Annotated in this window: 12 protein-coding genes and 1 pseudogene; 5 read left to right on the forward strand and 8 right to left on the reverse strand. The window is 42.9% G+C overall.

The window, feature by feature from the left end; translation table 11 throughout:
- Window positions 1-167: 167 nt before the first annotated feature.
- The gene (locus QZL69_RS01040) at window positions 168-1001 is read right to left on the reverse strand and encodes a carbon-nitrogen hydrolase family protein (protein WP_022213375.1); all 834 of its coding nucleotides are present in this window, start codon (window positions 999-1001) and stop codon (window positions 168-170) included.
- 267 nt (window positions 1002-1268) lie between these two features.
- Between QZL69_RS01040 and QZL69_RS01045 the strand changes: the two genes are divergently transcribed.
- The 3 genes and pseudogenes from QZL69_RS01045 (at window position 1269) to QZL69_RS01055 (ending at window position 2954) form a co-directional block, all read left to right on the forward strand.
- On the forward strand, window positions 1269-1712 hold the full coding sequence (locus tag QZL69_RS01045) for a transporter substrate-binding domain-containing protein (RefSeq protein WP_022213376.1): 444 nt from the start codon (window positions 1269-1271) through the stop codon (window positions 1710-1712).
- A gap of 72 nt (window positions 1713-1784) precedes the next feature.
- Window positions 1785-2216 carry an ABC transporter permease subunit gene (locus tag QZL69_RS01050; protein WP_022213377.1) on the forward strand — a complete coding sequence of 144 codons (432 nt, stop codon included), beginning with the start codon at window positions 1785-1787 and terminating at the stop codon, window positions 2214-2216.
- Window positions 2207-2954: pseudogene (locus QZL69_RS01055) on the forward strand (amino acid ABC transporter ATP-binding protein). The gene QZL69_RS01050 and the pseudogene QZL69_RS01055 overlap by 10 nt, the downstream one beginning before the upstream one ends.
- A gap of 58 nt (window positions 2955-3012) precedes the next feature.
- Here the strand turns inward: QZL69_RS01055 and QZL69_RS01060 are convergent.
- The 3 genes from QZL69_RS01060 to QZL69_RS01070 form a co-directional block, all read right to left on the reverse strand.
- On the reverse strand, window positions 3013-3834 hold the full coding sequence (locus tag QZL69_RS01060) for a carbohydrate ABC transporter permease (protein ID WP_022213379.1): 822 nt from the start codon (window positions 3832-3834) through the stop codon (window positions 3013-3015).
- Entirely contained in the window at window positions 3834-4715 is an 882-nt protein-coding gene (locus QZL69_RS01065) for a carbohydrate ABC transporter permease (RefSeq protein ID WP_022213380.1), read from the reverse strand. The genes QZL69_RS01060 and QZL69_RS01065 overlap by 1 nt, the downstream gene beginning before the upstream one ends.
- 146 nt (window positions 4716-4861) lie before the next feature.
- Complete coding sequence (locus QZL69_RS01070) at window positions 4862-6187, reverse strand: ABC transporter substrate-binding protein (protein WP_022213381.1); 1326 nt, start codon at window positions 6185-6187, stop codon at window positions 4862-4864.
- A gap of 299 nt (window positions 6188-6486) precedes the next feature.
- Between QZL69_RS01070 and QZL69_RS01075 the strand changes: the two genes are divergently transcribed.
- Window positions 6487-8298 carry a sensor histidine kinase gene (locus QZL69_RS01075; protein ID WP_022213382.1) on the forward strand — a complete coding sequence of 604 codons (1812 nt, stop codon included), beginning with the start codon at window positions 6487-6489 and terminating at the stop codon, window positions 8296-8298.
- Between the two features lie 18 nt (window positions 8299-8316).
- Entirely contained in the window at window positions 8317-9081 is a 765-nt protein-coding gene (locus QZL69_RS01080) for a response regulator transcription factor (protein ID WP_022213383.1), read from the forward strand.
- Here the strand turns inward: QZL69_RS01080 and QZL69_RS01085 are convergent.
- The 4 genes from QZL69_RS01085 to QZL69_RS01100 form a co-directional block, all read right to left on the reverse strand.
- Window positions 9074-11440, reverse strand: a complete 2367-nt coding sequence (locus tag QZL69_RS01085) for a glycoside hydrolase family 31 protein (protein ID WP_022213384.1) — start codon at window positions 11438-11440, stop codon at window positions 9074-9076. The genes QZL69_RS01080 and QZL69_RS01085 overlap by 8 nt on opposite strands.
- A 125-nt stretch (window positions 11441-11565) precedes the next feature.
- Window positions 11566-12435 carry an AraC family transcriptional regulator gene (locus QZL69_RS01090; protein ID WP_022213385.1) on the reverse strand — a complete coding sequence of 290 codons (870 nt, stop codon included), beginning with the start codon at window positions 12433-12435 and terminating at the stop codon, window positions 11566-11568.
- 84 nt (window positions 12436-12519) lie between these two features.
- Window positions 12520-12813, reverse strand: a complete 294-nt coding sequence (locus QZL69_RS01095; RefSeq protein ID WP_022213386.1) for a hypothetical protein — start codon at window positions 12811-12813, stop codon at window positions 12520-12522.
- Between the two features lie 15 nt (window positions 12814-12828).
- The coding region (locus QZL69_RS01100; RefSeq protein ID WP_291517731.1) for an aminotransferase class V-fold PLP-dependent enzyme at window positions 12829-13932 on the reverse strand (1104 nt) is incomplete at its 5' end.

A 13932-nucleotide genomic window follows, 5' to 3' on the forward strand; every position in this document is an offset into this window, starting at 1 on the left:
GTAACGAGAATGCGGCGCGCAGTTATTCAACATATTAAGGTAGCTATTTCGCTCTTCCTTTGGTATCTGAAGTGCATCCATAGCCTGCTCTATGGTCCATCCCATACTTTCCATCAATTTATAAAAAAATTATAACAAGCACATATAGCTTCGCACAAAGCATAGCATTATTTGCATAGTTTTTCCAGACGGTACATATCCTTCCGCCTGCTCTTTAATAATGGTAACTCTTCTCTTACCTGCTCTTCATAGTCAAGGTCCAGTTCTGTCAGAAGTACGCCTTCTTTTTCATCCAGCATATCTATGACTCTGCCCCATGGATCTGTGACAATGGAATGTCCCCAGGAAATATATCCTGCGGATTCATCGCGCATTGGGGCGCAGCCTATCATGTAGATCTGGTTGTCCAGTGCTCTGGTTCGGAAGGACAGTTCCCAGTGTGCAGGACCTGTCGTCATATTGAAAGCCGCTGGAACGAAGATTGCCTTTGCGCCATCATTTACCATCATCCGCGCAAGCTCAGGGAACCGAATATCAAAACATAGCATGACTCCCATCCTGCCAAACTCGGTATCAAAAACTGTATCATGATCTCCCGCCGTCAAAGTATCGGATTCCTTAAATGTCTGTCCACCTGTGACATCAATATCAAACAAATGCACCTTTCTGTGCTTGCCAATCTGTTTTCCCTGCCTGTCAAAAATATAAGATGTATTGTAAACCTTTCCCTCAGCATCCTTCTCCGGCATTGAACCGCCGATAAGATAGATTCCATATTGTTTTGCGTATTCCGAGAGCTGCTGCCATACAGGCCCACCCTCTTCTTCTGCATAGACCGGGAAATTCTGCGTCTGATATGGACAGCAGAACATCTCCGGAAGGATAACAAAATCCGGTTTCTCATCTTTTATCTTTTCAAGATATATTCCCGCTGTCCTGACATTCTGCATTTTGTCAGTCACTGTTGGCATCTGTATTGCTGCTACTTTTATTTTTGCCATTTTCTGTCCCTCTTTTACCTTTTTTGACATGTACATTTAAATGGTAGCATAAGCACCAATATCTGTACATAAATTTTCTATAAATATACTCTCTTCCCTCAAACTATGTTTTATTTATAGGGCAATTCCTTTAATATGGTAAAATTTTAAAACATTCCATTGACAGTGTGTTTTGGGAATGATAGAACTGAAAAAAGCGACGAAGGCGTCAGTTTTTTTGTAAACTGCGCCTTTTTTCATTATTTAAAAGAAAAGGAGTGTTTCTCTATGAAAAAGATGTGTTATTTATTAACAATGGGATTACTCGCAGGAAGCCTTACTGTTCCTGTATTTGCAGCTTCTGATGCAGAGACAGATAAGAAATGGACTATCGCAACTGATACTGTATTCAAACCTTTTGAATACACAGATGACAGCGGTAATTTCGTAGGTATCGACGTAGACGTACTTGATGCGATCGCAAAAGATCAGGGCTTTGAATATGAACTCAAGAGTCTTGGATGGGACGCTTCTATCGCTGCATGCCAGACTGGACAGGCTGACGGTATGATCGCCGGCGCATCTATTACAGATGAAAGAAAAGAAAGCGGTGAATACAACGAGATCATTGCCAAATACCTCGGAGAAGACGCAGTTCCGACAGAAGAAGCTGCTGATGACGCTGAGGCAGATACAACAGAGGCTCCTGCTGAAGAGGAAGCTGCTGAATAATCAGAATATATATTACACGAATTACAGGGCTGCTGCATTTTGTGGCAGCTTTGTTTTTGAAAGGAGTTTTCCATGATCCAGATCATAACAAGATATGGAAATCTGCTGCTCCTTGCAATGGGACAGACCCTGCTTCTTGCTTTATGCGGTCTGTTTTTTGCCTGTATTCTGGGTATGTTTTTTGGTTTATTAAGTGTACTTAAGAATAAAGCCTGCAGAATCATATCTTCTATTTTTGTTGATGTTATCCGAGGCGTTCCTATGATCGTCCTCGCGTATTTTATTTATTTCGGTGTTCCTTACTGTCTGAACAATATGATGGGATTCAGTTTTACCCTGACAGCACTTCAGGCCGGAACTGGTCAACACTGCAAAGAACGTTGTTGCCAATTCTTTCATGTCCTTCCAGACATGGGGTATTGTTGCGATCATGTACCTGATCGTCATCACAATCCTGTCCAAAATCGCAAAAGTCTTAGAAAGGAGATTAAACCGTGGCCGTAAATAAAGACAACGTCAAAATCCACGTATCACATTTGAAAAAAAACTTCGGCTCTCTGGAAGTCCTGAAGGATATCTCCACAGACATTCATGAAGGTGAAGTAGTCGTTATCATCGGACCTTCCGGAAGCGGTAAATCTACTTTCCTGCGCTGCATGAACAAGCTCGAAGAGATTACCGCCGGAGAAGTGATCGTAGATGGACACAATCTTACAGACAAACATATTGATATCAATAAAGTCCGTGAAAATGTAGGAATGGTATTCCAGCATTTCAATCTTTTCCCGCATATGAATGTCACACAGAACCTGATGCTCGCTCCGGTAGAACTGAAAAAAGCTACCAAGGATGAAGCCAGACAGCGCGCCATCCACATGCTGGAAAAAGTCGGCATGGCCGACAAAGCTGACACATATCCAGAGCAGCTTTCCGGTGGGCAGAAGCAGCGTGTAGCGATCGCACGTGCCCTCTGCATGACTCCTGATATCATGCTTTTTGATGAGCCAACCAGTGCTCTCGACCCGGAAATGGTTGGTGAAGTTCTTCAGGTTATGAAGCAGCTCGCCGCCGATGGCATGACAATGGTGATCGTAACCCATGAAATGGGCTTCGCCCGCGAAGTTGCCCGACCGGGTTATCTTCATGGATGGCGGTTACATCGTAGAGGAAGGCTCCCCACAGGAAGTTCTCCTGAATCCACAGGAAGCACGAACAATTGATTTCCTGAATAAAGTATTGTAATAAAAAATAGACGTCTGTCTCTTATACGAGATAAACGTCTATTTTTTATTAATCGTTTTTACTCTTTCACCGCACCGGAAGTCATTCCACCAACGATGTATTTCTGGCCGATCATGTAAACAATGATAACCGGAATACAGGTAAGTACGATATCTGCGAAGATGTAGTTCCAGTAGCTCTTGTTCTTTCCGAAGAACTGGTATACTGCCATGGTCATCGGGAAGAGTTTGCTCTTGCTGGACAGGTACAGAGGTGTAAGGAAATCGCTCCATACTGTCATGAACTGCAGGATAAAGCAGGTTACAAGTGTTGGTTTCATAAGCGGCATGATGATCTTGAAGAACAGGCTCAGAGGTCCTGCACCATCAATAACCGCTGCCTCGTCCAATTCAACCGGAATGGATATTACGAAGTTTCGGATCGTAAATACACAGAACGGTATCATCGCACTCGTAAATACCATGACAATACCAACTCGTGTATCGTTCAGGTTTAAAGTACTCAAAACTCTTACCAGAGTTACATAGTTGACCGGGAAGAACAGTCCGCAGAGAACGAAGTAATACAGAAATGTATTTAACTTTGTTCTGTTACGGCACATTACAAATGCTGCCATCGCACACAGTACAACACCAAGTGTAGTTGCTACCAGAGCATACAGTAAACTGTTTGCAAATCCCTGGATCAGATTACCTTTTTTGATAACCTCTGCGTAGTTTGAGAATACCCATTTGGTCGGAAGCGCAAGACTCATTCTTGCGGCCTCTCCTTTATCCTTGAAGGAATTGATAAGTACCATGTAAAATGGAAGTACAACTGTCAGGCACAGAAGGATGCAGACAATATGCTTCAACACGTTTTGAACTTTTTGCTTTTTCATTACTGCTGTACCTCCTGTTTACTCATTTTCTTAACAATACCTACACCGATGATCGCCGTAATGATAAGAAGGATCGTATTCAATGCAGAAGACATTCCATACTGACCTCTGGAGTAAAGCTGGAATGCATAAGTTGTAAGAACCTCTGTTGCATGTCCAGGACCGCCGTTTGTAAGAACGTAAACGATATCGAATACTTTCAGACCATATGTAATACCAAATACAAGGTTGATCATGATAGAACCTGTAAGCATTGGAAGTGTTACATAGCGAAGTCTCTGCCAGAAGTTTGCACCGTCGATCTCAGCAGCTTCATAGTAGGATTTCGGAATCGTATTCAGACCTGCGAGGAAAATAGTCATAACATAACCAATACCTCTCCAGGCATCTACACCGTAAATGGATTTCCATACAATACCCAGATCAGAAAGCCATTTCTGTTTCAGGATTCCGAGATGCAGTGCATCCAGGATCGTATTCAGAAGTCCTGTATTGTAATTGAGGATAGATTTAAAAATCAGACCGATAATTACAAATGGAAGAATAGATGGCAGATATAACAGAGTTCTGTAAAGTCCTTTTCCTCTTAAGCCTTCCTGAAGCATGATTGCGATCATAAGTGCCGGGATCAGTTTTACAATGTTAGAAATGATCGTAAATTTAAGTGTATTCCCAATTCCACTTAAATAGCCTTTGTTTGATGTCAGAATTTCTTTAAAGTTCTGCAGTCCTACAAAATGTGTACCATTCAGGACACTTCTGGAATTCCAGTCTGTAAAGGAATATCCTACACCCATTGCACTTGGAAGCAGGAAAAAGATTACATACAATACCAGCGGCAGTACCAGAAACCACCAGGGATATATTTTTTTCTTATTCACTGAAGTTACCTCCTGTTCTCTTAGCAGCCAGATTAATCAAGTCACAAGGATAATCTTCTTATTTACTCCTTTAGCAGACAGTGCGAAGGATTTTACTCCCTCGCACTGAAGAATTACCCTTATTTCACAACGTTTTTATCTGAAATTTATTCCCAGTTTTCATCTCCGACAGTTTTTGCTGCTTCTGCACGGTTGGTATCCATGTTTGCAAGAACATCGTTTGCTTCCATTTCACCCTGGCAGAATGCGATCATATCCTGTCCAAACTGCATCCAGTAGTCGTTTGTATATTTTGTACCATTCTGAAGTACAGATACACTCATTTTATCTTTGTCTACAGTCTCAAGGAATTCTTCCTCTTCTGGCAGCCAGTGCTGTTCCAGATTGTCATCGTTTACATCAAGGTTTGTGTAAGCCGGTGAGTTGTCAAGGATTTCCTGAAGGCTTTCTGTTGTTGTTACGAAGTTGAAGAATTCTCTTACAAGGTCTTCATGCTCTGTTCCTTTGTATCCGAACATTGTCGGGCCAGCCGGGCTGGTTGGATACCAGGTATTGTCTCCAAGAGGAATCAGGAACATTCCATATTCATCTTCGGAACCTGTGTCATCTTTGATCTGTTTGATGTAACTGGAGTTTGCCATTGCCATTGCACATGTTCTGTCGCCAAATTCATTTGACATGTTTGTGCTGTCTGTTCCGATCCAGTCCTCTCCGAAGTAGCCTGCATCAGAGAGTTCTTTGAACTCGTTCAGAACTTCAAGCATTTTTTCATTATCAGCAAATGTTGCCTGGTTTGTATTCAGAGCATCGTACAGTCCTGGTGTTGCTTCTTCATAAACTCCACCGATCTGGAAGAATGCGAGCTGATGCTGCCATCCGTCTGCTCCTGGCATGAACCATGGAGTGATTCCTGTATCTGCGATCTTTGCGCAGAGGTCTTTGAGTTCTGCATATGTGGTTGGAACTTCCCAGCCATTTTCTTCAAACAGAGTTTTGTTGTAAAGCATTACGTACTCCGGAGAATTGTTCCAAACCTGAAGTCCGTATAATTTATCGTTGTATGTGCAGGATGCTTTTCTTGTTTCCGGCATAAGGTTTTCCCAGTCAGCTCCTGTAAAATCGATACAGTATTTCTCCGGGTCAACGATGGTTGATTCAATTGCAAATGGATTGGACTGGATCCAGAAAACATCCGCACAGGAATCTGTTGCCAGTTTTGACTGAAGAAGATCAGAATACTGATCTGCCGGGATTGTCTGAAGGTCAACGGTTACATCGTATGTATCCTCGAAACGCTCCAGTGTCTCATCATAACGGTTATCCATCCAGCCTGCGGATACCAGAATGCTTAATTCCTCTCCTGCAAAATCTTTGGTATCATCTGCTGCAAATACATTCACGCTAAGACCTGCTGTCATAGATGCTACCATTGCTGTTGCACATGCAACTGCCCAAAATCTCTTTCTCAACATAAAAAACTTCCTCCTTTTAATTTGTTTTTGTCACGTCCTTGATGAAATAAGTTTATCAGTAACTGTGTTTTTTATCCATGGACAAAGCCATTCTGTATTTGTACTTTTTTCACATTTTTGTATGCTATTTTCACATCATTCTACTAGGTTGCACAATTTATAATGTATATTTTTGACCATTTTTACCAGTTTCGCTTTTTGTCATTTGTACTTTTTACATAAACATGTTATAATTTCGACGAAATACTTTTGACATGTCCTGAAAAACCATTGGTACTTTTTTTACAGGAGGCGTATATATGAAACAACGCAGCTTACAGTCTAAACTTTTTATCGCCTATCTCGGAATGGCAAGTCTGATCCTGTTTGCTTTTGCAGCATTTTTTTATCTCTTTGTATCAGGACGACTGAAGGAAAGTCAGATCAGTGCCATGAACACCCTGAATTCCAGTTTCAAAACACAGGTAGACTCTGCTATCCTTGACCTGGATACAGTATCCGTCAATATCAACTACAGTAATATGTCCAAGAGTATCCTCGATCAGAAATTTGATCTCAATATCTCTGACAGTATGCTCTCCGATATGTCTGATCTTTTTATTTCTCTCAGCGGAACTGAATTAAAAGCTGATCAGGTGAATCTGTACGATTTTTCCGGATATGTACTTCAGGCAGGACTTTCCACCATGGTAAAAAAAACGGACGATTCTCGCACCGAATGGCTGCAGAAAGCCCGGGAAGCAGATGGCAGAAAAGTAATCACCAATCCCTATCTTACCTATGAATATTCCAAGTCGGCGAAATATTCTCAGTGGATGATCTCTGTCTACCGCTCTTTCACAAATCAGTACCGCCGCAGTGTAGGCGTAATTGAAACAGCCAAACAGTGCAAATCCATTTTTAAAAGTATCATTTCCTACGAGAAGAAAAATCATGATGATGCAGCCAGTGTATATGTATTTAATCAGGATGGTGATCTGATCTATCCTTACGATATTTCAGACAGTGAAAGTTCCAAACTCCAGGACTATTACACATTGACAGATTCATCTCAGACTTCTTCCAGGCTTACCAGCCCTCTGACAGACAAGGACGAATATGCGGCAAGAATTGACTCCGGCTACACTGGATTTACTTACCTCACGGTTCAGTCAAAATCAGCCATACTTGCACCGGTATATCAGATGCTCCAGATCCTTCTGGCAGTTGTTGCTGCTTTTCTTCTGGCTTCTGTTATTGTTTCATACAGGCTGTCCCGTTCTGTTGTCAAACCGGTCAAGCATCTGAAACATATCATTCAGCGAATGGAGCTGGACACTCTTGGTCAGGAAAAGGTCACTTCCTATCCTGTCTCTGTCAATGAACTTGAGGAACTTTACCAGGCATTTCAGTTTATGAGCGATAATCTGAAGGATTCCATGGTAAAACTCACACAGGCAAAAGAACAGGAAATGCACGCTCGAAATATGGCTCTGCAGACACAGATCAACCCGCATTTTTATTACAACTCACTGTCAAGTATCATGGTTCTTGCGGAAAACGGTGATAATGACACAGTTGCCAAAATGTGCCGGAATCTTTCTCTGATCATGCGCTATATTACAGATACAGGCAGCACGACCGTATCTCTTGCCGATGAGCTGGATTATGTTCAGAAATATCTGTACTGTATGAAAGTCCGTTATCAGTCCAGTCTGAACTACAATATTGATGTAGATGAAAGCCTTCTTTCTGAGGAGGTTCCCAAGCTGCTGATCCAGCCACTCGTAGAAAATGCTATCAAATATGGTTCCAACTGTGCACCACCATGGATGATCTCCGTCAGCAGTATTATCGCGGAAAACTACTGGAAGATCACCGTCACAGATAACGGTCCCGGATTTTCTGAGGAAGCATGTCAGAAGATCGCACAGAATCTTGCCAAAGCAGACCAGAATCCAGGTCTTCCTGAACTCAAGATCAACGGTCTGGGAACTGTAAATGTTTATCTCAGATGGAAGATTTTCTGCAACGGCAAAATCATTTTTGAATATGGAAACACCGAGGACGGACACGGAATTGTATCCATAGGACGTTATATATCAGAGGATCAAGAAACAACTCAGCATTAATAAGAGAAAGGAACTATCATGAAATACACAGTAGTCGTTGCGGAGGACGAAGAACTTCTTTTAAATAACCTTGTCCAGAAAATCCAGAAAGCGGACCCGGATTTTCAGGTTACAGGTACTGCCCAGACAGGCGAGCAGGCATTTGCACTGGTAGAAAAGCTTACTCCTGATCTTGTCATAACGGATATCCGTATGCCTGTTATGGATGGGATGGCCTTGCTTACCAAAGTAAGAAGTCAGTTCCCTTTCACTAAATTTATTATCACAAGCGGGTTTTCAGACTTTGAATATGCCAAGAAAGCTATTACTCTCAAAGTCTCTGACTACCTGCTGAAACCAGTGGATCCCGATGAGCTCCATGATGCCCTGCAAAAGATCAAACGTGAATTTCAGATCGCCAAGAAGGATTACGAAGCTGTCTTTAATGCAGGAACCGCTTCCATGACTCCCTCTCAAATTGCTTCTGTTCTGCGGGATTTTATTATAAAAAACTACAGTGACGATATCAATCTGAACCTGATCGCAGACAATATGAATTACAGTCCCGGTTATCTGACAAAGATTTTCTGCCAGGCATATGACTGTACCCCGACCAAATATCTGACCAATCTGAGGATGCATCATGCACAGAAGCTGCTTCTCAATGAGCCTTCGCTTTCTGTCCGTCAGATCGGAGAGATGTGCGGTTACCATGACCAGGGATATTTCAGCCGTATCTTCAAGAAACATACCGGCAAGAGCCCGCTGGAATATCGCGATGAAAAAGAGGAAGCCATCAAATGATGACTTCCTCATAAGAAATATCTTCCATACCATCAAAGCTTCCCTGTCTTTCTTCTACAGTCAGTTCACCTTTCTGGTCATTCCAGATCAGTTTTGTGGTTGCGTATGCACCCTTCTCAAAATTATAGTTATTTCCCTCATCTTCATAAAGAGTAAATTCTGCATCTGCTCCCGGGTAAACCATCAGTTTCACCGGTCCTTCCGGTTTCTGAGATGCATAAGTAAGTCCGTCTGCAACCGGAAGAATGCTTCCTGCTTTTACAAAGATCGGCATCTGGTCGATCGGCGCATCTACTGTTACATACTGACCGCCTTCATATTTCTTGCCGGTCCAGTAATCATACCAGTCAGCTCCCTGGGGGAGATAACATTCCCATGTTTTTTCACGGTCAAGTTCTGTACTTTCCGGGCCGTAGTACATTGGCTCTGTAACTGCACAGATCAGAAGTGACGGTCCGAACATAAACTCATTCTCAATCTTTCTTGCAGTTTTATCCTGCGGGAAATCAAACAAAAGGCTTCTCATGATCGTATAGTCGTTGAAGTGAACAGCTCCTGCAAGAGAATAGATATACGGCATCAGATGGTATCTCAGCTTAATAGATTTCTCAATTGCATCATAGAACATCGTTCCTTTGTCACCGAAATTCCAGATCTCTCTCGGAGTATCTGTTCCGTGAGAGCGGAACATCGGAAGGAAAGTTCCCATCTCAAGCCATCTGGTATAAAGCTCGCAGTATCCTTTGTCCTTCACACCTTCATTGTATTTGCCCTGCCAGAACCACTTCGGCTCCGGATCTGTGTTGCAGCCACAGCCACGATTCTGCCATTTATCAGCAACTGTAAAGAACGCACCGATATCCAGTGTCCAGTACGGATAACCACTCAGTCCCATATTCAGGCCTTCTACGATCTGGATCTTGAAGTTGTCCCAGGAAGCGCAGGTATCGCCGGACCACAGCATGGCTGCGTATTTCTGCCCGGATGCATAACCGGAACGGGTCAGGTTGAGGACACGTTTGTCTTCAGTGTCTTTTCTCTGGTTTTCATAAATACCCTTTGCATGCATCAGTGCAAACGCATTGGCAACAGCCGGATCCAGATATTTCTTGTGCTCGCCGCCGACAAGTTCATATCTCTCCCATGGCTCTCTCTTCACGCCGCCATTCCAGTCAGGACCGGAGAAAGGCTCTGTGGAATCGCACCACCAGGATTCAAATCCTTCATCAAAAAGTCCTTCTTTTGCCTGTTTCCAGTACATTTCACGGGCTTTTTCATCAAAAGCATTGTAGGTTGCATAGTCATAAAGCAGATAGCCTGCGTCAAAAAATTCCTGATGGTTTTTGCCGCCCGCATTCATGTTCGGCCATACAGAGACCATGCTGTGTGCATGCATTTTGTTGATTTCTTCCATGCATTCTTTGTTGTCACCGTAGCGTTCTTTGTCGAGGATCTTTTCTCCCCAGTTGCCTGGTTCCCAGGTATTCCAGTCCTGAACGACACAATCGATCGGAACACCGATCTCTCTGTAATGACGCACGATCTCAGCCAGTTCTTTTGCTGTGTAATACTGCTCTTTGGACTGGATGTAGCCATACGCCCACTTCGGCAGCATCTGTGCTTTACCTGTCAGATAACGGTAGTCATGAATGATCTCATCCATTGTATTTCCACCGAGGAAATAATAATCGATCTGGTCTACCGTATCCAGGAACAGATAGGATTCTCTGCCTTCATCATTAAAAGTCATCAGTGAACAGCAGTCAAACAGGACTCCATATCCTTCGGTAGATACAAACATCGGCATCGGGATACGCATATTGTGCTGATACAGATACTGTGTATGTTCACGGTAGTTGTAAATACCTTCTTCTGCCTGTCCAAGTCCATGGATCTCCTCGTCTTCTTTCCAGTCAAAGAAAACTCTTGCGCGGTATCCGTCTCTGATTTTTTCTGCCTTGAGGTTCTGGATAAAGTTTCTTTCACCGTCTACAGTCTTTACACGGTTGATGATCGGTTTTTCGCCGCCTGTATTATAGTGTACGACATCAATCCTGGTGAGATCCGCTTTGTTCTGCTCCAGCCACACACTTCCATCTGCATGTTTCCAGGTGATCCCTCCTGTTTTGAGATTCAGTTCTGCCTGCACTGCTGATGTTTTTACTGTAACTACTTCGTCTGCTTCTGCTGCTTCAAATGGAACCTGCGGATACTCTTTTTTCTCGATGATCAGAGATTCCTGCTCTGTTTTTACTTCATCTTTTGCGATCATGCAGCGGATGATCTCATCTGTTACCGGTATCAGGCGATATTTCATGCCTGCTGCTGAACATTCTACATATCTGTCTGTTTTTATCATTTCCCCAAATCTCCTTTTGTAAGTTTTTGTTTCCCATAAAAAACGCCGTATCAGGATATAACATTGCTGTTTTTATCCTAACACGGCTGTTTATGATCGGTCTATGGCTTATCCGATTCTGATTTTTAACTATTTTTACTCTTTTCATCCTTGGGTGTTTTGCCCACATGTTTCTTATACAGTCGATAGAAATTTGAAATATTATTAAACCCACATTCCATGGCGATTTCCGTAACATTTTTCTTCCCTTCACGAAGAAGTTCACGGGCATGATTGATACGCATTCGTGTTACATAATCACTGAAACTGATATTCGTCACCTTACGAAAATAAGATGAAAAATAATTGGCACTCATATACACAGATGACGCAACCTCTTCCAGTGTGATCTTCTCGCAGTAATGAGCATCGATGTAATCAAACGCCTGCTCCAGACGCTTCATGGCGTTCTTTTTCTCCTTGAGCATCTCTCCGGATTTGGTTTCATCCTGATAAGTACGTATGAGCATGGTGAGGATCCGCAATACATTGGCCTTGATCATAAGAGGATAACCTTCTTTCTGATCATTCCACTCTTTATAAATTTCCCAGATGCCCGCACGGATATCTGCATTTATTTCATCTTCCCTGCCGACACGGTTCTTGAAATTACTTCCCCGCTCTACAAAGGGCTTCAGATACTCCGTGTCAAATACGCTGATCTTCTCTGCAATAAATTCCGGCGAAAAGATCATGACCAGAAGCTTCATATCATCCCCGATAAGATTCCACCCATGAGGTTCTACGTTGTTAAAGATGATCACATCATCCTTCTCCATCGTATACTCCTGTCCATTGACAAAATAATTCCCCTTCCCCTCAAGCACACAGGTGATCTCAAAGTAACTGTGCCAGTGCCAGGTCCCCGGCCTGCTGTTCTTCGGGGTCAGCACTACCTCTGAAATCTGAAAAGGAAAATCTTTATCAAGTGGAATATTATCTCGTTCAAGCCTCATCGTCTGCCTCCTGTAAGTAACGTTAATTCTGTCAAATCTGATAACACAAAATTCGATTCTTTAATGTTCTCAGTATAGCAGATTTTATTCTTTCACGCAATTCAGGATGAATGCTTCCAGTTTTGCCAGTTCATCTTCATGTTTTCCATGAACGGCGATCCTGAAATAGTCGTTTCCTTCTATCCCCTTTATCATATAGTAGTTATTCTCGATCTTAAAAAAAGGCTGTTTCAGCATATCAAGATATACAAAACCTCCAAGTGATTTCAGCTTTAAAATAAATTCTCTGTCTATCGGCGCATCCATAAGATAGTCTGTTGCAAACCAGCCGGATTCTGCACATTTCTCTCTTGAAGGCCGCTTTCCTGTAATCTTCATAAACTTTTCCCCTGTTCATCGTCCTGCCACAGAGCCTGCGATCTGCTCTGCCGCTGTAAGAAATTCCTGTATGTCCTTCTCTTTTGTAAAGTAAGATATGCTTATGCGGATCGTTCCATTCTTTTGTGTTCCCATAGCTTCATGGATCAGTGGAGAACAGTGAAGTCCCGCACGTACCGTGATTCCATACCCACTTTCCAGGATATATGCCGCATCGGAAGCTGTCAGGCCTTTGAAGTTCAGACTCATGACAGGTCCCCTGCATTCCTTAGAATTTCCGTATACCTGGATTCCCGGGATCTTCTCCAGAGCTTCATACAATTTCTCCATAAGTGCCATTTCTTTTTTATGGATCATGTCAACTCCTGTTTCACGTACAAAATTCACTCCAGCCAGCAATGCCGTGATTCCCGGAAGGTTCTGTGTGCCAACTTCATATTCATAATCTTCATCTTCATAGGTCAGCTGCTTACTGTTACGTCCTGTTCCCCCATATTTCAACGGCTTTAGTAAAATACCTTCTCTGATATAAAATCCACCACTGCCCTGCATACCCATAAGACTTTTGTGACCTGTAAAAATAACCGCATCTGCTTTCCACTGATCTGCATATACCGGAATACAGCCTGCACTCTGGGAAACATCCACTATCAGACAAAGGTTGTTTTTCTTTGCGAACCTGCTGATCATGTCCATGTCCTGCACATATCCCGTTACATTCGAGCAATGATTGACCACAAGTGCTGCTGCCTGCCGTCCGTCCTGCCGCTCTTCTTCCAGCGCCTGTTCCAGCAGTTCCTCTGTCACTGCGCCAATCGCGGTGCAGGAGATGATTTTTACCGGATGCTCTTTTAATGCCGACTGATTCATAAGCGGACGCAGGACACTGTTATGCTCTGTCTGTGTCACGAGAATGCTGTTTCCTGCTTTTCCATAATCGAGTCCACACAGGACAGTATTCAAACTTTCTGTTGCCCCTGATGTAAAAAAAATCCTCTCACTCTCTGCTATCCCCAGCAGTTCCCCCATAGCTTCACGACAGAGTACTTCCACATCTTTTTTTAAAATCGCGCTTCCTCCCCTGAATTGTGAAGCAGGCGTGTCCATAAGACACGCCTG

This window comes from Blautia sp. CAG:237, from assembly GCF_000436615.1.
Taxonomy (GTDB): domain Bacteria; phylum Bacillota; class Clostridia; order Lachnospirales; family Lachnospiraceae; genus Blautia_A; species Blautia_A intestinihominis.

Coding starts and splice junctions, on each gene's coding strand:
- QZL69_RS01040 (WP_022213375.1), bottom strand. CDS start 1,001: ATGGCAAAAATAAAAGTAGCAGCAATACAGATGCCAACAGTGACTGAC.
- QZL69_RS01045 (WP_022213376.1), top strand. CDS start 1,269: ATGAAAAAGATGTGTTATTTATTAACAATGGGATTACTCGCAGGAAGC.
- QZL69_RS01050 (WP_022213377.1), top strand. CDS start 1,785: ATGATCCAGATCATAACAAGATATGGAAATCTGCTGCTCCTTGCAATG.
- QZL69_RS01060 (WP_022213379.1), bottom strand. CDS start 3,834: ATGAAAAAGCAAAAAGTTCAAAACGTGTTGAAGCATATTGTCTGCATC.
- QZL69_RS01070 (WP_022213381.1), bottom strand. CDS start 6,187: ATGTTGAGAAAGAGATTTTGGGCAGTTGCATGTGCAACAGCAATGGTA.
- QZL69_RS01075 (WP_022213382.1), top strand. CDS start 6,487: ATGAAACAACGCAGCTTACAGTCTAAACTTTTTATCGCCTATCTCGGA.
- QZL69_RS01080 (WP_022213383.1), top strand. CDS start 8,317: ATGAAATACACAGTAGTCGTTGCGGAGGACGAAGAACTTCTTTTAAAT.
- QZL69_RS01085 (WP_022213384.1), bottom strand. CDS start 11,440: ATGATAAAAACAGACAGATATGTAGAATGTTCAGCAGCAGGCATGAAA.
- QZL69_RS01090 (WP_022213385.1), bottom strand. CDS start 12,435: ATGAGGCTTGAACGAGATAATATTCCACTTGATAAAGATTTTCCTTTT.
- QZL69_RS01095 (WP_022213386.1), bottom strand. CDS start 12,813: ATGAAGATTACAGGAAAGCGGCCTTCAAGAGAGAAATGTGCAGAATCC.